Origin of the sequence: Nocardioides sp. zg-1228 (genome assembly GCF_017086465.1) — a bacterium.
GTDB lineage: Bacteria > Actinomycetota > Actinomycetes > Propionibacteriales > Nocardioidaceae > Nocardioides.
In genome coordinates, this window is the sequence record NZ_CP070961.1 from 431,480 (window position 1) to 450,857 (window position 19,378).

Annotated in this window: 23 protein-coding genes; 9 read left to right on the top strand and 14 right to left on the bottom strand. The window is 74.5% G+C overall.

The genetic code is table 11. From position 1 onward, the window contains the following. The first annotated feature begins 32 nt into the window (after positions 1-32). Both JX575_RS02030 and JX575_RS02035 read left to right on the top strand, forming a co-directional pair. On the top strand, positions 33-590 hold the full coding sequence (locus tag JX575_RS02030; RefSeq protein WP_186340033.1) for a M15 family metallopeptidase: 558 nt from the start codon (positions 33-35) through the stop codon (positions 588-590). A 69-nt stretch (positions 591-659) separates the two neighbouring features. Continuing rightward, the gene (locus JX575_RS02035) at positions 660-1,262 is read left to right on the top strand and encodes a rhomboid family intramembrane serine protease (RefSeq protein WP_206054485.1); all 603 of its coding nucleotides are present in this window, start codon (positions 660-662) and stop codon (positions 1,260-1,262) included. Between the two features lie 39 nt (positions 1,263-1,301). Here the strand turns inward: JX575_RS02035 and JX575_RS02040 are convergent, their stop codons facing one another. The 3 genes from JX575_RS02040 to JX575_RS02050 form a co-directional block, all read right to left on the bottom strand. Beyond that, positions 1,302-2,756, bottom strand: coding sequence for an FAD-dependent oxidoreductase (locus JX575_RS02040; protein ID WP_186340035.1), 1,455 nt, complete (start codon positions 2,754-2,756; stop codon positions 1,302-1,304). Continuing rightward, entirely contained in the window at positions 2,753-2,941 is a 189-nt protein-coding gene (locus JX575_RS02045; protein WP_186340036.1) for a hypothetical protein, read from the bottom strand. Before JX575_RS02045 ends, JX575_RS02040 begins: the two co-directional genes overlap by 4 nt. A 275-nt stretch (positions 2,942-3,216) precedes the next feature. Beyond that, positions 3,217-3,891: an HAD family hydrolase gene (locus JX575_RS02050; protein ID WP_186340037.1), complete on the bottom strand. Its 675-nt coding sequence runs from the start codon at positions 3,889-3,891 to the stop codon at positions 3,217-3,219. Between the two features lie 167 nt (positions 3,892-4,058). Here JX575_RS02050 and JX575_RS02055 point away from each other — a divergent pair, with 167 nt between their 5' ends. Genes JX575_RS02055 through JX575_RS02065 form a run of 3 tightly spaced genes read left to right on the top strand, consistent with a single transcriptional unit; the run spans position 4,059 to position 6,362 of the window. Further along, positions 4,059-4,676: a hypothetical protein gene (locus JX575_RS02055; RefSeq protein ID WP_186340038.1), complete on the top strand. Its 618-nt coding sequence runs from the start codon at positions 4,059-4,061 to the stop codon at positions 4,674-4,676. 58 nt (positions 4,677-4,734) lie between these two features. Next, a complete protein-coding gene (locus tag JX575_RS02060) occupies positions 4,735-5,400 on the top strand; it encodes a response regulator transcription factor (protein ID WP_186340039.1) in 666 nt (221 codons plus the stop codon). After that, positions 5,397-6,362, top strand: a complete 966-nt coding sequence (locus JX575_RS02065) for a TIGR03557 family F420-dependent LLM class oxidoreductase (RefSeq protein ID WP_186340040.1) — start codon at positions 5,397-5,399, stop codon at positions 6,360-6,362. Before JX575_RS02060 ends, JX575_RS02065 begins: the two co-directional genes overlap by 4 nt. Before the next feature lie 206 nt (positions 6,363-6,568). Here JX575_RS02065 and JX575_RS02070 read toward each other — a convergent pair whose 3' ends face one another. Both JX575_RS02070 and JX575_RS02075 read right to left on the bottom strand, forming a co-directional pair. Further along, entirely contained in the window at positions 6,569-7,030 is a 462-nt protein-coding gene (locus tag JX575_RS02070) for a hypothetical protein (RefSeq protein WP_186340041.1), read from the bottom strand. Positions 7,031-7,082: 52 nt separating this feature from the next. Beyond that, positions 7,083-7,604: a CinA family protein gene (locus JX575_RS02075; RefSeq protein WP_186340042.1), complete on the bottom strand. Its 522-nt coding sequence runs from the start codon at positions 7,602-7,604 to the stop codon at positions 7,083-7,085. A 180-nt stretch (positions 7,605-7,784) separates the two neighbouring features. Here JX575_RS02075 and JX575_RS02080 point away from each other — a divergent pair, with 180 nt between their 5' ends. Genes JX575_RS02080 through JX575_RS02090 form a run of 3 tightly spaced genes read left to right on the top strand, consistent with a single transcriptional unit; the run spans position 7,785 to position 10,116 of the window. Further along, positions 7,785-8,966, top strand: coding sequence for an alcohol dehydrogenase catalytic domain-containing protein (locus JX575_RS02080; RefSeq protein WP_186340043.1), 1,182 nt, complete (start codon positions 7,785-7,787; stop codon positions 8,964-8,966). Then, positions 8,963-9,919 (top strand): iron-containing redox enzyme family protein, encoded by a 957-nt coding sequence (locus JX575_RS02085; RefSeq protein WP_186340044.1) that lies wholly within the window; start codon positions 8,963-8,965, stop codon positions 9,917-9,919. Before JX575_RS02080 ends, JX575_RS02085 begins: the two co-directional genes overlap by 4 nt. Beyond that, positions 9,916-10,116 (top strand): CDGSH iron-sulfur domain-containing protein, encoded by a 201-nt coding sequence (locus tag JX575_RS02090; protein ID WP_241005298.1) that lies wholly within the window; start codon positions 9,916-9,918, stop codon positions 10,114-10,116. The genes JX575_RS02085 and JX575_RS02090 overlap by 4 nt, the downstream gene beginning before the upstream one ends. A gap of 15 nt (positions 10,117-10,131) precedes the next feature. On the opposite strand, the gene JX575_RS02095 is transcribed toward JX575_RS02090, so the two are convergent. The 9 genes from JX575_RS02095 to JX575_RS02135 all read right to left on the bottom strand — a co-directional run bounded on the left by JX575_RS02095 (position 10,132) and on the right by JX575_RS02135 (position 18,179). Continuing rightward, positions 10,132-10,749, bottom strand: a complete 618-nt coding sequence (locus JX575_RS02095) for a class I SAM-dependent methyltransferase (RefSeq protein WP_241005299.1) — start codon at positions 10,747-10,749, stop codon at positions 10,132-10,134. Further along, a complete protein-coding gene (locus JX575_RS02100) occupies positions 10,746-12,428 on the bottom strand; it encodes an NAD(P)/FAD-dependent oxidoreductase (protein ID WP_206054486.1) in 1,683 nt (560 codons plus the stop codon). The genes JX575_RS02095 and JX575_RS02100 overlap by 4 nt, the downstream gene beginning before the upstream one ends. After that, positions 12,425-12,862 (bottom strand): SRPBCC family protein, encoded by a 438-nt coding sequence (locus JX575_RS02105; RefSeq protein ID WP_206054487.1) that lies wholly within the window; start codon positions 12,860-12,862, stop codon positions 12,425-12,427. The genes JX575_RS02100 and JX575_RS02105 overlap by 4 nt, the downstream gene beginning before the upstream one ends. Further along, entirely contained in the window at positions 12,859-13,740 is an 882-nt protein-coding gene (locus tag JX575_RS02110) for a galactosyltransferase-related protein (protein WP_186340046.1), read from the bottom strand. The genes JX575_RS02105 and JX575_RS02110 overlap by 4 nt, the downstream gene beginning before the upstream one ends. Beyond that, positions 13,737-14,807, bottom strand: coding sequence for a glycosyltransferase (locus JX575_RS02115; protein ID WP_186340047.1), 1,071 nt, complete (start codon positions 14,805-14,807; stop codon positions 13,737-13,739). Before JX575_RS02115 ends, JX575_RS02110 begins: the two co-directional genes overlap by 4 nt. Further along, a complete protein-coding gene (locus tag JX575_RS02120; RefSeq protein ID WP_206054488.1) occupies positions 14,804-15,871 on the bottom strand; it encodes a glycosyltransferase family 4 protein in 1,068 nt (355 codons plus the stop codon). The genes JX575_RS02115 and JX575_RS02120 overlap by 4 nt, the downstream gene beginning before the upstream one ends. Further along, a complete protein-coding gene (locus JX575_RS02125; protein ID WP_241005300.1) occupies positions 15,868-17,016 on the bottom strand; it encodes a glycosyltransferase in 1,149 nt (382 codons plus the stop codon). The genes JX575_RS02120 and JX575_RS02125 overlap by 4 nt, the downstream gene beginning before the upstream one ends. Before the next feature lie 108 nt (positions 17,017-17,124). After that, positions 17,125-17,835, bottom strand: coding sequence for a GAF and ANTAR domain-containing protein (locus tag JX575_RS02130; protein ID WP_186340048.1), 711 nt, complete (start codon positions 17,833-17,835; stop codon positions 17,125-17,127). 8 nt (positions 17,836-17,843) lie between these two features. Continuing rightward, positions 17,844-18,179 carry an ANTAR domain-containing protein gene (locus JX575_RS02135; protein WP_186340049.1) on the bottom strand — a complete coding sequence of 112 codons (336 nt, stop codon included), beginning with the start codon at positions 18,177-18,179 and terminating at the stop codon, positions 17,844-17,846. A 176-nt stretch (positions 18,180-18,355) separates the two neighbouring features. On the opposite strand from JX575_RS02135, the gene JX575_RS02140 reads away from it, so the two are divergent. Beyond that, complete coding sequence (locus tag JX575_RS02140; protein ID WP_186340050.1) at positions 18,356-19,324, top strand: helix-turn-helix transcriptional regulator; 969 nt, start codon at positions 18,356-18,358, stop codon at positions 19,322-19,324. Positions 19,325-19,378 lie beyond the last annotated feature (54 nt).

The window sequence follows — 19,378 nt, forward strand, 5'->3', positions numbered from 1 at the left end:
CCCGGCGACGGTGGACTTCCTAGCGTCGTCGCGTGATCGACACCGGGACCCGTCTCCTCCTCGCCCTGGCCCTCGCCGCCGTCGGCGTCGCCGTCTTCGCCTGTGACTCACCGGGTGGGGGCAACGGCATCCTCCGGCCCGCCGCGCGGGCGACGCCCCCGGAGGCCGCGGCGCGCGAGCTGGGGGAAGGACTGCACGACGACGCCGCCCTCGGCCGGCTCGACCCGGCACTGCTCGAGGCGGTGATGGCGGCCGCGGAGGACGCCCGGACGACAGGGGTCGACCTGCACGTCACCAGCGGGTGGCGCAGCAGAGCCCACCAGGAGTTGCTCCTCGAAGAGGCCGTGGACAGGTACGGCTCTCTCGAGGAGGCCCGCCGCTGGGTCGCCTCGCCCGACTTCTCTGCTCACGTCACAGGGGACGCGGTCGACATCGGCCCGACCGACGGCGCGGTCTGGATGGCCGACCACGGGTCGGCGTACGGGCTCTGCCAGGCCTTCGCCAACGAGATCTGGCACTACGAGCTGCTCACCACGCCCGGCGGACGGTGCCCGGAGATGCTGCCGGACAGCAGGTCGCGAGAACGCTGATCGAGGCCGGCAGATCCGGGACCCGGTCGCATCCGGCCCGGTTTCGGCCGGGATGTCACGATGAGGGGCATGCAGCCCGCCCGCCCGCCATCCCGTGAGCCCGCCTGGAAGGGCGCCGCGCTGCTGACCGGCGGGTTCGTCGTGCTGCTCTGGCTGCTGGAGGTCCTCGACACCGCGACCGGCCACCCCCTCGACTCCTACGGCGTCCAGCCGCGCAGCGAGGACGGCCTCGTCGGCATCCTGCTCGCCCCGACGCTGCACTTCGGCTTCGACCACCTCGTCAGCAACACGATCCCGGTGCTCGTGCTCGGCTTCCTCACCCTCGCCACCGGCGTGGCCCGCGGCATCGCGGCCACCGCGATCATCTGGGTGATCGGGGGCCTCGGCGTGTGGCTCTTCGCGCAGCCCGGCAGCGTGCACGCCGGGGCCTCCGTGCTGATCTTCGGCTGGATCGTCTACCTGATCGTGCGGGGCCTCCTCAACCGGCGCACCACCGAGATCATGATCGGCGTCGCCGTCTTCCTGCTCTACAGCGGCGCCCTGCTCGGCGTGCTCCCCGGCCAGCCCGGCGTCTCGTGGCAGGGCCACCTCTTCGGCGCCGTCGGCGGCTTCGTCGCCGCGCGGGTGCTCACCACGCGCCGGCCCCGGGAGTCGAGCCTCACCCACTACTGACCGGTGCGCCGCCGCCGGGCAGGCGGCTGGTCACGGTCATCACTCCACCCGGTCTCCCTCGTCGGGTGTGGTGTCGGTGCGCTTGAGCAGCGGCCGGGTGGCGGGCCCCTCGAGGACCTCCCCGTCCGGGGTGAAGCGCGAGCCGTGCAGGGGGCAGTCCCAGGTGTCCTCGGCGTCGTTCCACTTCAGCAGTCCGCCGAGGTGGGTGCAGACGCCGACGACGCCGCACGCGCGGGCCTGCGCCGGACCGGCGGTGCCGGGGATCCGCTCGCGGGCGGTGCGCACGGCCCCGCTGACCACGGCCGCGCCGACCCCGAGGTTGATCCGGGCCACCTCGGCGGCGCTGCTGCCCGAGGACGACCTCGCGCCGAGCACCTGCGCCCACGGCGGCAGGTCGCCCAGGACGTCGGAGGAGATCGTGCGGGCGGCGACCACGGCGTTGGTCATGCCCCACTTCTCGTAGCCGGTCGCGACGTGGATCAGGTCGCCGCCCCGGCGCAGCGGGCCGACGTAGGGCACGCCGTCGGGGCTGCTGTAGTCCTGCGCCGACCAGTGGTGGGTCTCGGTGGTGCCGGGGTACCACGTCGCCGACCATGACCGGAGGGCCTCGAGGTGGGCCAGGTGGGAGTCCGTACGCCCGACGACGTGCCCCGCGCCGCCCACGACGAGCGTGCCGCCCGGGGCGTCGCGCACCGACCGGGCGTCGGAGCCCGCCGACAGGTACATGCCCTCCAGCGGCTCGGCCCCGGAGAGCGCGAGCACGTAGGAGCGCTGCGGCTCGAGCCGGGCGAAGTGCAGCCCGCGGTCGAGGATGGGCGTGCCGGTGGCGAGCACGAGGTGGTCGGCGGTCAGGGCCCTGCCGCTCTCCAGGCGGACGGTGGGCCGCCCGCCCTTCGACACCGAGCGCACCCGGTGCCCCTGGTGCAGCGTGCCCCCGTGCGCGCGCAACTGCTCGACGAGCGCGCCGAGGACGTCCATCGCGTCGAGCTGCGCCTGCTCGCGCAGCGCCGTCGCGGCGACGTGGGGGAAGGGCACGTCCAGGGAGTCGCGCCACTCGACGGCGATCCCGAGGTCGGCGGCCGCGCGGTGCTCCTGCTCCACCGACGAGCGCTCCTGCTCGTCGGCGGCGTAGGTCACCGCGGTGCGCCGCTGGTAGGCCACGCCGTGGTCGTCGCAGAAGCGGAGCAGCCACTCCATGCCCTCGCGGTTGGCGTCGACGTAGGCCGCCGCCACCTCGTCGGAGCGGTGCCGGCGGATGCGGGAGAGATGGGTGCCCTGGAGCAGCGACACCTTGCCGGTGGTGCGGCCCGTCGTGACGGCACCGACCTCGCGGGCCTCGACGCACGCCACCCGCAGTCCGGCGCGGGCCAGCAGCAGGGCGGTCGTGAGGCCGGTGAGGCCGGCACCCACCACCAGCGCGTCGAGGGTGGCGCCCGGCGGGGGCAGCGGGTCGTCGGCCACGGGCGTCGCGCGGTCGAGCCACAGCGACGTCACGACTCGTCCTCCACCGGCTCGTCGGCACCCCGCTGCGGGGAGTCCGGCCCGGAGGCGTCGGGCTCGGCGGGGTGGGCGGGCTCGTCGCTGGACTGGCGGGTGGGCTCGGCGTTGACCGGGTCGGTGTCGAGGTGGGTCTGCGGGTCGGTCCACGGCTCGTGCGACCGGTCGTCGGACGGACTCATCTGGCCTCCTGGGGTGGGGTCGGGCACGCGGTCCCGGTACCCCGCCGGCAGGTGGCTAGTCCCCCCGGCGCCGATCCGAGCGGGCACCGGCGGACGAATCCGTGCCGGGGGTGCATGAGCTCCTACCCCAGGGGGTACATCGACTGCACGCCACGGTCGTCGCGATCGCGGCGGTCAGGCGCGAGGCCCGCCGGTCTCCACCTCCCGTACGCCGTGCGAGGTGACTCCGGCGGGCTTCGTACGTTCCTCTCGCCGCGGACGCCCCGGGCGGGGCGTCAGGGCAACCGGAGCGGGCCGCCCTCGAGGCGGGTCAGCAGGTCGCGCGGGCCGTCGTAGACCCACGACGCGCCGGCGGACGTCAGCCGCTCGCCGCTGATGCCGCCGCTGCGCATCCCGATGGACGCGTGCCCGGCGGCCTCGGCGGACAGCACGTCCCACACGGCGTCGCCCACGACGACCGCCGAGGTGCCCCCACCCGCCCGCTCGACCGAGAGCGCGACCATGTCGGGCGCCGGCTTGGTCGCCGCCCCGTCCGACCCGGTCACGATCGCCGCGAGGTGGCGGCGGACGCCGACGATGTCGAGCATCTCGTCGACGAGCGGGGCCTCCGACGAGCTGGCCAGCACCAGCCGGTGGCCGTGGCCGGCGAGCGACTCGACGAGGTCGGCGGCGCCGTCGAGGGCGCGCACGGTGCGGAGGGCGGACGCGAAGTAGTCGTCGTGCAACTTGCGCACGTCGTCGCCGACGGCGGCCTCGGCGGCATCCCCGGCGACGTGTCCGACGAGCCGGTCGCCGCCCATGCCGATGGCCTCATGGACGCGGACCGCGCTGACGTGCAGGCCGACGTCGCGGAACGCCGCGTGCCACGCGACGACGTGCTGGTAGACCGAGTCGACCAGGGTGCCGTCCAGGTCGAGGACGACGACGGGGTGCTGGGTCTCAGGGCTCACAGGCGCGTCGTACCCCGGTCGGGGAGAGGGCATGCATCATCGCCCGAGCGGGTGTGGCGAGGCCATGGGCGGACGGGGAGCATCGAAGTTCAGCCAACACCGATGTCGAGGGGATCGCCGTGGAGTTGCTGCCGCAAAGCCGGGAGGCGTTGGACGAGTATGTCACCTTGACGGTGGACGACATGGAGGGCCTGCTGCGGCTCATCGAGGGCTGGGCCGTGCGATCCGTGCCCGACTGCGTCGCGCTGAGCGTCACCCTGCTCGACGAGGACCTCACCTTCACCCTCGTCGACCGCGCCGCGACCGAGGGTGCCCACCACGGGGACGGCGAGCGTGCCGGCGCCGGGCCTGCGACGCCGGGACCGTCCCATCCGCTCGACGAGCTCGACTGGGCCGACATGGCCCGCGAGCGCGCGTTCGACGGCATCGCCAGCACGGTGTCGCTGCCGGTGGTCGAGCACGGCAGGGCCGTGCTCACCATCGACCTCTACGCCTCCACCACCTACGCGTTCCGCGACCGCATCGACGGGCTCGTGGAGGCCCTCGGGGTGTGGCAGGCCGGCGCGGTGACCAACGCCGACCTGGGCTTCGACAGCCTGCGTCGGGCCGAGCTGGCCCCCGAGCGGCTGCGCGAGCAGCGGCTGGTCGACGTGGCCGTCGGGCTGGTCGCGGCGCGGATGGCGGTGACCACCGACGCGGCGGCGCGGATGCTGGTCGCCGCGGCTGCCGATGCCGGCGTCACCGAGACCGAGGCGGCCAGCGTCGCCCGCGCACTGCTGACCTGACCGCGACCGTTCACAAGGCCCCGTGCATGCGCCACGCCCTTCGGGGTACTACCCCCTCATGCAACGACCCAATGCCCCCGTCACGCGCCACGTCAAGGTGGCGATCATGGAGGAGAGCGAGCTCGTCGTGCACGGCCTGCGCGCCATGCTCGAGCCCCACTCCGCACTGGTCACCGTGGTGTCCCACCGGGTCGACGGCCCCGCACCGCTGTGCGACCTGACCCTCTACGAACCCCACCGCCGCACCGCCGGCGTCCGCCCCGCCCCCCAGCGCTTCCCGACGCGGATGGTCGCGTTCGGCTGGGACTGCAGCCCCGAGGCGGTGTCCACCGAGATGTCGCGCGGTGCCGCGGGCTTCGTCAGCAAGTGGCTGCCGGCGCGGCGCCTCGTGTGGAACCTGCTCCAGATCGCCGACGGCCGGGTCGTGGTCGACGCGTGGACCGGCCAGGCCGAGGCCGAGAAGGCGGCGGCCGAGAAGTGGCCGCTCACCCAGCGCGAGACCGAGGTGCTCTCGATGATCGCGGCCGGCAAGGCCAACCGCGAGATCGCCGAGGAGACCAACCTCAGCATCAACTCGGTGAAGTCCTACATCCGCGGCGCCTACTCCAAGATCGAGGTCACGTCACGCTCGCAGGCCGTCCTGTGGGCGATCCAGCACGGGCTGCTGATGTCGCCCGAGCCCGAGGGCCCCCGGCCCCGCCTCGCGGCCCACGCTGCGCGATGACGCGCTTCGGCTACTTCCTCTCGTGTGAGGAGTACGCCCCCGACGAGCTGCTCGAGCAGGCGCGGCTGGCGGAGCGCGCCGGCTTCGACAGCCTGTGGATCAGCGACCACTTCCACCCGTGGACCAACGCCCAGGGGCAGTCGCCGTTCGTCTGGTCGATGATCGGCGCGATCGCCCAGGTCTGCGACCTGCCGGTCACCACCGCCGTCACCTGCCCCACCGTGCGGACGCATCCGGCGATCGTCGCCCAGGCGGCGGCGACGTCGGCGGTGCTGCTCGGCGAGGGGCGGTTCACCCTCGGCGTCGGCACGGGCGAGGCGCTCAACGAGCACGTGCTCGGCGACCGCTGGCCCCACGCCGAGCAGCGCCTGGGGATGCTCGAGGAGGCGGTCGAGGTGATCCGCGAGCTGTGGACCGGCGAGGTGGTCTCCCGCGAGGGCCGGCACTACACGGTCGACACCGCCCGCATCTACACGCTCCCCGACCAGCCGCCGCCGATCTACATGAGCGCCTTCGGTCCGAAGGCGCTCGACGTCGCGTGCCGCATCGCCGACGGGTTCATCACCACCCAGCCCGACGGTGAGTCGGTGGAGGCGTTCCGCGCGGCCAAGGGCGCCGACGCCCCGACGCAGGCCGGCTTCAAGGTGGCCTGGGGCCCCTCCCGCGACGCCGCGATCGACGCGGCCTACGAGCTGTGGCCCAACTCCGGCGTCCCCGGTGAGCTCAGCCAGGTGCTGCCCAGCCCGCAGCACTTCGAGCAGGCCAGCGAGCTCGTCACCCGCGAGGCGTTCGCCGAGCAGGGCGCCTTCGGCCCCGACGTCGCCGACCACGTGGCGGCCTACGCCCCCTTCGTCGACGCCGGGTTCACCGAGGTCTACGTCGCCAACATGGGCCCCCACTACGCCGACATGCTCGCCGCCTACGGCTCCGACGTCCTCCCCCAGCTGCGCGACCAGGCCTGAGCCCGGGGCTCGCTTCTCCGCTTCGTCGGCGTTCCCGGTGTCGGCGTCGTCGGTGTCGTCGGCGTCGTCGGCGTCGTCGGCGTCGTCGGAGTCCCCGCTCGAGCGGGGACTCCGTCACCTGGAGGGGGTTGCAACCCCCTCCAGGTGTCAGACTTCCCCACCAAGTCGGGCGTACGCCCGCCACGCGCGTACGCCCGCCCGGCCGCTCAGTCGTCGAACTCCGGGTGCCCCTCGACGTCGGCGGGGCGCGCCTCGTGGCCCTCCCTGCCGCGGGTGCGGAGCTGCTCCTTCGTCTCCGCCTCGAAGACGTGGCGCCGGCCGTCCATGAGCTCGTCGAGGATGCGCTGGTGCAGGCCCTTGGTGCGGGCGTAGAAGCCGTCGTCGAAGGCCTCGACCATCTGGAACGACCACATGCCGGGGAGCGGGTTCTGGCCGAGGACGTCGCGGTCGAGGGCGTCGGCCAGCTCGTCGTGGCCGGCCTCGCGTACCAGCGCCGTGGCCTCCTCCATCGTGGTCTCGGCGCTGCCCATGAGGCGGTGGAAGGCGTAGAGGTGCCCGCGGGCGTCCTCGACGTGGTCGAGGGCGGCGGAGAGCTTGCCCACCGCCTCCACGGTCTCGTCGGTGACGCCGTCGGGCCGTCGGTGCTCGGGGGAGGGCGTGTCGTCCATGCCCTGAGGTTCACAGACAGTCCGGCCGCGCCACCACCTGCCAACGGGCGGGTCAGGAGCTGCTGGCCGGTACGCGCGACAGCTCGTCGGCGAGCTCGTCGAGCGCGAGGCTCGTCGCCGCGGCGACCACCTCGGAGGGATCGCCGCCGAGCCGGACGAGGAGCTCGCGGGTGCCTTCGCCGGTGGCGATCGCGAGGTGCACGGTGCCGGCCGGCTGGTCCTCCTGCGGTCCCGGCCCGCCCACGCCGGTGATGCCCAGCGCGACGTCGGCGCCCAGCAGCCGGCGCGCACCGGCCGCCATCTCCTGCGCGCACCGCGCCGTCACGACGGGCCCGCGGGTCACGCCCAGCACCTCGAACTTGACCTCCTCGTCGTAGGCGACGACCGCGCCGCGGTACCACTCGCTGGCCGCCTCGCCCCGGCCGAGGAAGGACGAGATCCGGCCCGCGGTGAGCGACTCCGCGGCGGCGACCCGCAACCCCCGGGAGGTCGCGAGGTCGGCGATCCGCTGGGCGCGGTCCGCGTCGGTCGGCTCGTCGGTCGGCTGGTCGGTCGGCTCACGGTCGCCGGGCACGGGTCACCTCTCGTTCGGTCGGTCTGCGCGGTCGGCTCCACTGATTCCCCGGCGCCCGCGGGCCCATGCGCGGGTGAGCAGCGCCACGCATGGACGGCGCCATCCGGGGCACTGGGGTGGACGACCGGGTGCGCGACGACCGCGCACGAGGCCACGACCGACCGAGGAGGTCTTTGCTCGATGAAGGCAGTCACCTGGCAGGGCAAGCAGGACATGCAGGTCAAGGAGGTCCCCGACGCAGCGATCGAGGAGCGCACCGACGTCGTCGTCGAGATCACCTCGACCGCGCTGTGCGGATCCGACCTGCACCTCTACGACCCGCTCTCGCCCTTCATGGCGCCGGGCGACGTCGTCGGCCACGAGCCCATGGGCATCGTGCGCGACGTCGGGTCGGCCGTGACCAGCCTGACCCCGGGCGACCGCGTCGTGGTGCCGTTCAACATCAGCTGCGGCACGTGCTGGATGTGCAACCGCGGCCTCCAGAGCCAGTGCGAGACCACCCAGAACACCGACACCGGCACCGGTGCCAGCCTCTTCGGCTACAGCAAGCTCTACGGCCAGGTCCCCGGCGGCCAGGCCGAGCTCCTGCGGGTGCCGTTCGGCGACACGCTGCCGATCAAGGTGCCGCACGGCCCGCCCGACGACCGCTTCCTCTTCCTCTCCGACGTGCTGCCCACCGCCTGGCAGGCCGTGGAGTACGCCGAGGTGGAGCCCGGCGGCACGCTGCTCGTCGTCGGCGCCGGCCCGATCGGTGACATGGCGGCCCGCATCGGCCTGCACCGCGGCCTGCGCGTCATCGTCGTCGACTCCGTGCGCGAGCGGCTGGCCCGCGTCCACGGTCGCGGCGCCGAGACCATCGACTTCACCGAGGTGGACGGCGTGGGCGACGCGGTGCGCGGGCTGACCGACGGCCGCGGCGCCGACGGTGTCATCGACGCGGTCGGCATGGAGGCGCACGGCTCGCCGGTCGCCGAGACCGCCCAGAAGGCGCTCGGCCTGCTGCCCAGGAAGGTGCAGGAGAAGGTCATGCTCAACTTCGGCGTCGACCGCCTCGCCGCGCTGATGAGCTGCATCGACAGCGTGCGCCGCGGCGGCACGATCAGCATCTCGGGCGTCTACGGCGCCCCCACCGATCCGCTGCCGATGTTCCAGCTCTTCGACAAGCAGGTCCAGGTGCGGATGGGTCAGGCCAACGTGCGCCGCTGGAGCGACGACATCCTCGCGCTGCTGCAGCAGGAGGACGACGTCCTCGGCGTCGAGTCGTTCGCCACCCACCACCTCGACCTCGACGCCGCACCCGAGGCCTACCGGCAGTTCCGTGACAAGGAGGACGGCATGGTCAAGGTGGTGTTCCGACCGTGAGGCTGCCCAAGCCGCGAGGCGTGCTGAGCGAGTGGCTCGTCGCCCGGCTCGCCGAGCCGGGCCTCGGGCGCCCGGCCCCCGAGGCCGACTCCCGCGACGACGAGGCGATCTCGCTGTGGACGCTGCACGAGCTGTCGTTCCGCGGCTTCGAGGACGCCGACGACCGCGCCGAGTGGGACCCCGAGCTGCTCGCCGTGCGCCGCGACCTCGAGACCGCTCTCGAGGACCGGCTGCGGGCGCGGTGGGCCGAGGCCTCCGCCTCCTCTGAGCCCGCTCCGGACGACGTGCCGACCGCGCTCGAGGACCTCGTCGCGGCGGACGACGGGCCGTCGCTGGCCGACCACGTCCGCCGGCACGCCGACCGCGAGCAGGTGCTCGAGCTGCTGCGGCAGCGCTCGGTCTACCACCTCAAGGAGTCCGACCCGTCGGCCTTCGTCGTGCCCCGGCTGCCCGTGCGGGCGAAGGCGGCGCTGATGGCGCTGCAGTTCGACGAGTACGGCGACGGCGACCCCAACCGGCTGCACTCCCACCTCTTCGCCCGCGGTCTCGAGGCCGTCGGCCTGCGTGCGGAGTACGGCGCCTACGTCGACGACGCGATCACCGAGAACCTCGAGATGAACAACGCCGGCTCGCTCTTCGGGCTGCACCGCCGTCTGCGCGGCGCCGCGATGGGTCACCTCGCGGCGTTCGAGATGACCAGCTCGCTGCCCTCGCGCAAGATGGTGCAGGGCCTCGAGCGGCTCGAGCTCGACGGGCCGATGTCGGCCTACTACGACGAGCACGTCGAGGCCGACGCGATCCACGAGCACCTCGCGGCCCGCGACATCTGCGGGACCCTCGCCGAGGACGAGCCCGACCAGCTCACCGAGATCCTCTTCGGCGCGTTCACCTGCCTCGACGTCGAGGCCCGCTTCGCCACCGCGATGCTGACCGCCTGGGGCGTGGACAGGTGACCGCGCGCGACTTCGACCACCCCGACGTGGTGCTGGTGCCGCACGGGCCGATGCTGCTGCGCGGCGCGGAGTCGGTGCAGGACCTCGACGGCACCGTCCACGCCGTCGACCGGCCCGTGGTGGCGCTGTGCCGGTGCGAGAAGTCGAGCCGGCTGCCGTGGTGCGACGGGACCCACAAGGTCATCCCGCGCCCCTGAGCACCGATCCTCGGCTCAGGCGCGGTCGACCCGGGCCAGCACGCCACGCACCTGCTGTCGCACCTCGACCATCGCGAGCCGACCCTCGGTGAAGCACGGCTCCTGCCGCAGCACGTCGGTCTGGGCCCGGGTGCCGACCTGCAGCACCGCCGAGCCGCCGGGAGCCAGGTGCTCGTCGACGACCGTCAGGCAGGCGCGCGCCACGTCGAGGCCGTCGTCGCCCCCGTCGATCGCGGTGAGCGGGTCCTCGGGGTAGCGGCTGGTCTGCTCGCGCGGCACCCACGGCGGGTCGGCGATGATCAGGGGGAAGGTCTCCCCGGGCTCCAGGGCCTCCTCCAGGCGTCCCTCGCGCACCTCCACCCGGTCGGCCATGCCGGCCGCGAGGGCGTTGGCGCGGGCGTAGTCGCACGCGACCGGGTTGGCGTCGACGCACAGCAGGCGACGTCCGGACGACGCCACCGCCAGCAGGCCGATGTGCCCCGCGCCCGCGCAGAGCTCGAGCACGGTGCCACCGGGGGCGGCGGCCGCGAGCTCGGCCGCCCAGTCGGACTGCGCGGCCGTCCACTCCCGCGGGCGCAGCACGCGGTCGTCGAAGGCGATGGTCAGCGACCCGAAGGTCATGTGGTCGGTCAACGCGGGCCCTTGGGTGAGGTCGAGACGGACGAGGGGGAGGTCGACGACGATTCTGACGGAGACGGGGAGGGGGACGACGAGCGCCCCGGCAGCCGACGGGTGCGCCGGTGCCATAGCGCGGCGCGCGCGGCGTTGGCGCCGGCGGCACCGTGCACGCCGCCGCCGGGGTGCGCCGACGCCGACGCGAGGTAGAGCCCGGGGAGGCCGGTGGTGGCGCGCCCTCGCATGGCCGGCACGGGGCGGAAGACGAGCTCCTGGTGCAGCTGCGAGGTGCCGCCGTTGACGGCGCCGCCGACGAGGTTGGCGTCGCGCGCCTCCAGCTCGTGCGGGCCGAGCACGCGGCGCTCGAGCACGACGTCGCCGAAGCCGGGCGCGACCGCCTCGATGCGCGCCTGCATGCGGTCGGCGAAGCGCTGCGTGTCGTCGTGGTCCCAGGTGCCGGCGACCTCGCCGCCCGCGTCGCTGCGGGTCCGGTCGGGCTGGGGGACGTGGGCGTAGGCCCAGAACGACTCGGTGCCGGCGGGGGAGCGGGTGGGGTCGCTGGTGGTCATCTGGCCGGTGAGCAGGAACGGGCGGTCGGGCACGACCCCCGAGGAGACCTGGGCGAGCGTCTGCGTCATCTCCTCCACCGAGTCGGCGACGTGGACCGTCCCCGGTGCGTGCGCCGGCGGGTTGCGCCACGGCACCGGCCCGGAGAGCGCCCAGTCGACCTTCACGGTGCCGGGGTCGAGCTCGAAGTCACGCATGCCGCGCACCAGCCGGTCGGGCAGGTGCTCCTCGGCGACGAGCCCGCCGAAGAGGCGGGTGGCGGAGACGTCGGCGAGCACGACGGGGGTCGCGTAGGACTGGCCGTCGCGGGCGCGTACGCCGGCCACGCGGCCGCCGCGGACGTCGACGGCGGTCACCTCGGCGGCGGTGACCAGCTCGGCGCCGCGGCTGGTGCAGCGGGCGACGAGCGCGTCGGTGAGCTGTTGCGCGCCGCCGCGCGGGACGGGGAAGCCGACGGTCTGACCCAGCATCGTCATCAGCACCCCGAAGACCCCCGACCCGGGCGAGGCGAGCGGGAAGTCGGCGTGCCCGGCGTTGCCCGCGAGGAGCAGCGCCGCAGCGGGGCCGGCGAAGAGCTCGCGCCCCAGCGAGGAGACCGGGGTGGCCAGGCGGCGCACGGTGTCGAGGCCGCCGGCGCGGGCGATGGCGGGGAGGAGCCGGGCCCCGGCGCGCACCGGCGGGAACGGCGAGGTGAGTCCGTCGACCAGCGCGGGGCCGATGCGGTCCCACGTGCCGCAGAGGTCCAGCCATGCGTCGCCGTCCCCGGCGCGGAGCTCGTCGAGCCCGGCCGCGGTGAGGTGGCGGTCGCGGTGCAGGACCGCCCAGCTCTCCTCGCCGAAGGGGTGGCCCAGCACGGCGGGAGCGTGCTCCCACGCCAGGCCGTGCTCCTCGAGCCGCAGGTCGGCGATCGCGCGCGACGCCACGGCCAGCGGGTAGAAGGCGCTGAACGTGTCGTGGACGAAGTCGGGGTGGACCTCGCGGTCGCTGCGCACCGCGCCGCCCGGGGTGGGCTGGGCCTCGAGCACCAGCACCCGCCAGCCGGCGTCCACGAGCAGGTTGGCCGCGACGAGCCCGTTGGGCCCGGCGCCGACGACGACGGCGTCCCAGGTGCCGGACGAGCCGGGGCTCACTGCGTCCGGCCCTCCACCACGAACGCGAGTCGCCGCAGGGTCTCGACGTTGCGCCAGTGCAGCTGGACGTCGCGCAGCGGCTTGGGCATCAGGAGGGCGGGTCCGGCCGTGGCGTCCTCGTTGATGGTGACGACCGTCGAGTCGCCGTCGGGGCGCAGCACGAACTCGACCTGCGCCTGTCCCGCAGGCCAGCCGCGGGCCACCAGCAGCAGCCGCTCGGCCTCCTCGACCTCGAGCACCTCGGTGGTGTCGTCGATGAGCAGCGGCCAGGTGCCGACGCTGTGGTGCAGCCGGGAGCCCACCGCGGGCCACGTCTCGTCGACGTCGCGCATCCGTGAGGCGCCGACGACGAAGAGGGGGTAGAGCCAGCCGTCGCACAGCACCTCCCACACCTGCTCGGGGGTCGCGGCCACGGTCCGGGTCGTCGTGCTCATGCGGTCTCCTTCGCTGCGTGCTGCTCGGGGGTCTGATCGGGGGTCTGATCGGGGGTGTGCCGGGTCCAGTGCCCATCCTCGCGGCGCACCAGTCCCCGCCGCTCGAACTCCTCCAACCACCCCGTCATCGGCCACTCGCCCCACCGCTCGTGGAAGAGCCGGCCGTTGCGCAGGATGTCGTCGAGGTGCTCGACCGGCGGGCTGCTCACCGGGTGGTGCTGGTGGTAGGCGCGGGCACCGCCGACGCAGCCGAGGCCGATGCCGCGGGCGCGCGCCGAGCGGGCCAGGTCGGTGTCCTCGCCGCCGTAGCCGGTGTAGTCCTCGCAGAACCCGCCGAGCCGCTCCCACGTCGGCGCGGCCACGGCGAACGACAGCGACCAGAACAGGTCGGGCTCGAGCTGCTCGACCAGCTCTCCCGGCGCCGGGCGGGGCCGGGCCGGGTGCGGGTCGTCCCAGGCCGCGAGGCCGGCCGGGTCGGCGGGGTAGCCGCCGGGCGGCGGGGGAGGGAGGTAGGTCACCGGCCCGGACCAGATCGAGCCCGGCCGAGTCGTCACCACGTCGGCGTACGACGCCACGAGGCCGGGCCCGGCGAGGCAGTCGACGTCGAGCAGCACCACGACGTCGGTGCCGTCGTCGATCGCGGTGCGGACCCCGAGGTTGCGCGCGGCGGCCAACGGCAGGCGGCCACCGGGCCCCCGGTCGATCCGGACGACGTCGCGGGCCAGGCCGTCCACCCGCTCGTCGACGATCCCGTGGTCGGCCATGGCGACGACGAGGTAGGTGTCGGGTCGCACGCTGCCGCGGGCGAGGGAGCGGTGCTGCGCCGCGAGGTGCTCGTGCCGGTGGTGGGCGATGGTGACGACGGCGACGCGGGTCACGACGAGGTCCTCGCGCGGACGTCGTCGCGGGTGGCGAGCACGACGTCGGCGAACCGGTCGGCCGCCCAGCCGTCGACCCACTGCGTCCAGCGCCGCGGGTCGAGTGCGGCCGCGCGGTCGAGGACGGCCGTCCAGTCCTCGGCCTGCGGCCAGGCCGTGCGCACCACGACCGGCCAGCCCTGGGTGAGCACGGCGCCGGTGGTGCGCTGCTCGTCGTGGGGACGCTGCTGCGGCAGCACGACGGCCGGACGGCGGGCCGCCGCCGTCTCGGCGAGCGCGTTCTGGCCCGCGTGGGTGACCACGACGTCGGCGCCCGCCAGCGCGGCCGAGGGGTCGTCGACCCACGTGTCGCGGTCGGCGCCCAGCACGTGCCAGCGCCAGCGGGGTGTGGCGCGCCGGGCGGAGCGTACGTCGTCGGGGCTCACGTCGTGGCCGCCCGAGCCCAGCATCAGCGCGACGGTGCGCTCGCCGGAGTGCGGCAGGTTGGGCAGCGCCGGGCGCACCGGGTGGCGCGACAGCGCGCCGACGGGCACCAGCCGCTCGCGCAGGTCGTCGGGCAGGCCGGGGGTCATGTCGCGGGCGGCCCGCGGCCAGAAGCCCACGAGCACCTCGGCGACGCCGAGACCGAGCAGGTGGGCCGGGTCGTCGCGGCGCCCGGGCAGCACCACGCCGACGGCAGGGATCCCGTGCAGCCGGGCGAGCAGCAGCACCTCGACGGAGACGTCGACGACCAGCAGGTCGGGACGCGCCTCCTCGAGCCAGGCGGAGACGGCGGCGGCGCGCGAGCGGGTGCCGTCGTGCAGCAGCGGCGCCCAGTGGAGGTGGCCGTTGGCCGTGACGTCGCGGGGGTTGGCGTCGTCGTCGTGCGGCAGGCGGACCCAGTCGCCGACCCACGAGGCCGGGCGCTCGAGCGAGGACAGGCCGGTGACCGCGACGCCCTCACGGCGCAGCCGCGCAGCGAGGACCTGCGCGCGGTGGCGGTGCCCGCTGCCGACGTGGTGGACGTAGTAGCCGATCGTTCCCCCGGGCGCGGGCGCGGGCATGGGCATGGGCGTGGGGGCGCTCACGCCGCGTCGTCCCGCCGGGCGAGCTCGGCGTAGAGGTCGAGGTAACCCTCCACCATCGCGTCCGCGCTGCACGTCGACTCGGCGTGGGCACGGACCGCGCGCCGGTCGAGCCTCGTCGCCGCGACGACGGCCTCGGCGAGGGCGGTGACATCGCCGGGGGCGGCCAGGACGCCGCCCTGCGGCGACACGACCTGGCTGAGCCCGCCGCGGGCGAAGGTCGCGACCGGCGTGCCGCTGGCCATCGCCTCCGCGGCGACCAGCCCGTAGGGCTCGTCCCACATGGGCGTCACCAGCGCCACCGATGCCTGCCGCAGCAGCTCGGAGAGCTCGCGCTGCGCGAGGTGCCCGGCGTAGCGGGCGTCGTCGCCGAGCAGGGGGGCGACGGCGCGATCGAAGTAGGCCCGGTCCTGCACGGGCCCGGCCACCACCAGGGGGACGCCGGCCAGCCGGCAGGCCGCGATCGCCAGGTGCGGCGCCTTCTCGGGCACGATGCGACCCGACCACACGGCCGGGCCACCGCCCGGGCCGGCCGGCCAGTCGCGCAGGTCGAGCCCGTTGAGCACGACGTCGCTGTCGACCGCGTGCCGCCAGGAGGTGGCGGTCCACTCGCTCACCGAGACGAAGCGCGGCGGGCGGGTGCACAGCGCAAGGGCCGACTCGATCATCGGAAGCGGCGGCGTGTGGAGCGTGGTGAGCATCGGCACGTCGACGGCCGGCGCCATCGCGATGGGCAGGTGGTGGAGGCTGTTGTTGTGCACCACGTCGTAGTCCTCGGCGCCGGTGCGCGCGAGGGTCAGCATCAGGGCGAGGTAGGCGTGGTGCTCGGCCAGCCAGCCGTGCCCGGGGGCGAACTTGTCGGCCATCGCGGCCGCGCTCACCTCGACCGACGCCAGCGGCAGGAGGCGCACCGGCAGGGAGGTGTCGGAGCCGGGGCCGGCGAAGAGCGTGACCTCGTGGCCGCGCTCGGCCAGGCCCCGTGCGGTCGTCCAGGTCATCGACTCCAGACCCCCGGCGAAGGGCTCGCGGATGGGGTAGCGGCTCGAGGCGATGAGGCAGATCCTCACCGCTGACCCACCACCTCGTCGTAGACCGCCGCGTGCGCGACGGCGATCGCCGCGCGCTGGCGACGGCGCTCGTCCACCTCGACCGGGGCGTGGGCGCGCCCGGCGTGGGCGTCCCGCAGCGCGGCGGTGAGGCTGGCGGCGTCGAAGTGCGCATCGTCGTGGCCGTAGGTCAGCACCGGGCCCTGGTCGGCGAAGTAGCCGCACGAGGGCGCCACGACGGCGGTGCCGAGGTCGCGGCACGCCTCGAGCCACCCGCTGTGGGTGCCGAACCGGTAGGGCAGCACCGAGACGTCGAGCGAGGCCAGGTAGGCCCAGAGCGCGTCGTCGTCGAGGAAGTCGTGGACCCGCAGGTCGACCTCGCCCCGCGCGGCGTGGTCGTGCAGCGCCTCCGCCAGCGCGGCGTCGTACCGCGCCCCGCCGGGGAGCAGCACGTCGCGGTGGCCGTTGACCTGCAGCACCCCGCCGGGGAGGTCGCGGACGGTCTCGACGAGCACGGGCAGCAGCGCGTGGGGGTTCATCCCGGCGCGCAGGCTCTTGATGTGCATACCGACGCGGAACTCTCGGGTGCGGGGTCCGCGGCGGCGTACCTCGCGCATCGCGGCGGCGCGCCGCATCGTCTCGAACGGAACGACGTGCGGGTGCGGCACCACGACCGCGTCGCGGCCCCAGCGCTCGCGGATCTCGGCGGCCGCTCCGGCGGTCAGGGTGACGAGGGCGTCGGCGGCGGGCACCAGGACGTCGAGGTGGCGGTCGTGGGCCTCGCGGTCGAGGTGGTGGGGGTTGCGCAGGTCGTGGACGGTGAACACCAGAGGCTTGCCGCGTCTGCGCAGCGCGGCGACGAGCTCCTCGAGGTCGGCAGGGCTGCGGGCGTCGAAGCCGAAGTGGAGGTGGAAGACGTCGAAGTCGTGGTCCGCGACCCATGCGGGGTCGAGCATGACCGGCGGCCACCACTGCTGCGTCGCCGCCGCACCGGCGGGACGCGGGTCGGGCAGGCGCACCGGCCCCGAGCCGTCCTCCGGCGCGAGGTGGCGGACGTAGACGTGGTTGGCGGGCACCGAGGCGACGACGAGGCGCCCGGTGCGGGGACGCGGCACGGGTGCGGCGGCGGGCGCGGGCGCGTCCGTCGTCAGGTCGGAGGTGGTCACGCGGAGCCGTACCCGCGCGCGGAGGGGTCATGCACGATCGCCGGTGCGATCTGGCCCGGGTCCATCCCCAGGGAGGGGCCAGGGGCCCGGGCCGTCCGGCCCGGGGTCTCAGTCGGGGAGCGAGCCGGTGTCCAGGACGTGCTGCGACACGACGCCGATCTTGGTGCGGCTGCTGCGGGCGGCGTGGCGCAGGGCGTTGAAGGCGCCGACGGCATCGAGCGACAGCTTGGCCATCAGGTAGCCCACGGCCCGCTCGATCAGCACGCGGTAGTCGAGGGCGTACTGCAGCTGCCGGGCGAGCTCGCCGGCGGTGTGGGCCTGGAGGGCGGCAGCGAGGGTGGTCGAGACGATCTCGGCGTAGCGCCCCAGCGCAGCCGCCTCGCTGTCGTCCCAGTCGTGGGGGCGGCTGCGGTAGACGTCGAGCGTGCCGACCGGCACCCCGCCGATCAGCACCGGCGTGCCGAGCACCGCGCGCACCGGCTGGGCGGCCATCGCCCGGGCCAGCACGGGCCACCGCTCGACCTCGCCGGTCACGTCGCGGCTGCCCACCACGGTCCCCTGCACGAACGCCTCCGTGCACGGCCCCTCGCCGGCCTCGGCCTCGGTCTGCTCGAGCATCCGGCCGGGACCGTCGCTGGCGGCGGCGTAGACGAGGATGTCCTGCTCGTCGGCGATCAGGATCCCGGCGCCGTCCACGCCGAAGAGGTCCACGCACGCCGCGACGACGACCTGCAGCGCCGAGACGATGCTCCCGTCGTCCTCGCGCGGCTGGGAGAGTCGCCGCAGGCTGTCTGCCAGCGCGGCGTCGTCGATGTTCATGGACCGGATTATTCCCCGGCCGGCTGCCCCTCCGGCCACCCCGACGCGGGCAGGTGCGCCACGAACCGCGCCAGCGTCTCGCGGTCCGCCTCGGATGCGGTGCCGTCGTGGGTGGACACCAGGACCCGCGCCACCGCGCGCACCTTGGTGTTGCTGTCCTGCGAGACGCGCACGATCGTGCGCCACGCCTGCTCGGTGCTGCAGGCGTACCGCGCCGACAGCAGGCCGATGGCCATGCCGATGTCGCGCTGCGACTTCACGGCCTCGTGCAGCTGCGCGACCTCGTCGCGCAGGGGGTCGGCGGGAGGCGTCGACCCGCCCTCGGGTAGGGGTGTCCCAGACATCGTCACCTTCACATGACGTAGGTCCGCGGACACAGGGCGGAGCTCGACGGTTCGAGCGAGGCCACTCTACAGACCGGTGGGTTCGTGCCCTCGCTGGGCAGGCGAGGGGATCGTGGGCTATTCTCACGGTGGACTCAAGCCACGGGTCGTCCGCACGTCCTACGCTGGAGGTGCCCGTGCCGGGTCAAGGCATCCGACGAGGAGTCGCCGAGTCCTTCGACTTCGAGGGTGACGGCGAGCAGGCGCGCGAGTGGCTCGACACGGCCTACGGCGCCTCGCTGGGGCTGGGCGGCCAGATGGGCACCGTGCACCACCAGCGGCGCACCCGGGGCTCGGTGTCGTTCGACCGGCTCCAGATCGACGCCCCCGTCCGCTTCGACGCCGAGGCCATGCCGACGCTGGTCGTGGTCGACGTGTTCGCCGGGGAGCTCGAGTACACCCGCGACTCGGTCACCGACCAGGGCCGGGAGGGCGACACCGTGCTGGCGGCCGGCTGGGACATGCCCTTCAGCGGCAGGGGCAACGGCTACGACGTGCGCAACATCAGCGTGTCGGCCGAGGCGCTCGACTCCGCGATCGCCGACATCGACCTCGACAAGACGGCGGCCGACCTCACCTTCGCCCGCTACGTGCCCCGCTCGCCCGCCGCGGCGGCCCAGTGGCGCGCCGTCGTCGACCGGCTCAGTGCCCCGCTGTCCGCGCCGGTCGACTCGCTGGCCCGGGTCGAGTCGTCCCGGCTGCTGGCCAACAGCCTGCTGCACACGTTCGACAACAACCTGGTGACCGACGCGATGGCAGCCCGTGACGTCGGCGACGCCACGCAGGCCACGGTGCGCCGCGCGCAGCGCCTCATCGACGAGCGCGCCGGCGGCGACCTCACCCTCTCCGACATCGCGCGCGCCTGCTCGGTGACGCCGCGGTCGCTGCAGTACGCGTTCCGTCGCCACCTCGACTGCACCCCGCACGCCTACCTGCGCCGGGTCCGCCTCGACCTGGTCCACCAGGCGCTGCGCGACGGATCGGTGTCCAACGTCGGCGACGCCGCGGCCCGCTTCGGCTTCTTCAACCCCGGCCGCTTCGCCGCGGAGTACCGCCAGGTGTTCGGCGAGAACCCTGGACAGACCTTGCTGCGCCACTCGTCCTGACGGGTGAGTTCGCTTTCCGGCTGTCGCGCTGGTCCAGACCATGCGACCGTGGAG

What these genes read in the sequence shown, in the direction of transcription:
- JX575_RS02135 (WP_186340049.1), bottom strand. Translation starts at nt 18,179, where the DNA reads ATGTCTGGGACACCCCTACCCGAGGGCGGGTCGACGCCTCCCGCCGAC.
- JX575_RS02035 (WP_206054485.1), top strand. Translation starts at nt 660, where the DNA reads ATGCAGCCCGCCCGCCCGCCATCCCGTGAGCCCGCCTGGAAGGGCGCC.
- JX575_RS02105 (WP_206054487.1), bottom strand. Translation starts at nt 12,862, where the DNA reads ATGAGCACGACGACCCGGACCGTGGCCGCGACCCCCGAGCAGGTGTGG.
- JX575_RS02065 (WP_186340040.1), top strand. Translation starts at nt 5,397, where the DNA reads ATGACGCGCTTCGGCTACTTCCTCTCGTGTGAGGAGTACGCCCCCGAC.
- JX575_RS02060 (WP_186340039.1), top strand. Translation starts at nt 4,735, where the DNA reads ATGCAACGACCCAATGCCCCCGTCACGCGCCACGTCAAGGTGGCGATC.
- JX575_RS02070 (WP_186340041.1), bottom strand. Translation starts at nt 7,030, where the DNA reads ATGGACGACACGCCCTCCCCCGAGCACCGACGGCCCGACGGCGTCACC.
- JX575_RS02130 (WP_186340048.1), bottom strand. Translation starts at nt 17,835, where the DNA reads ATGAACATCGACGACGCCGCGCTGGCAGACAGCCTGCGGCGACTCTCC.
- JX575_RS02080 (WP_186340043.1), top strand. Translation starts at nt 7,785, where the DNA reads ATGAAGGCAGTCACCTGGCAGGGCAAGCAGGACATGCAGGTCAAGGAG.
- JX575_RS02045 (WP_186340036.1), bottom strand. Translation starts at nt 2,941, where the DNA reads ATGAGTCCGTCCGACGACCGGTCGCACGAGCCGTGGACCGACCCGCAG.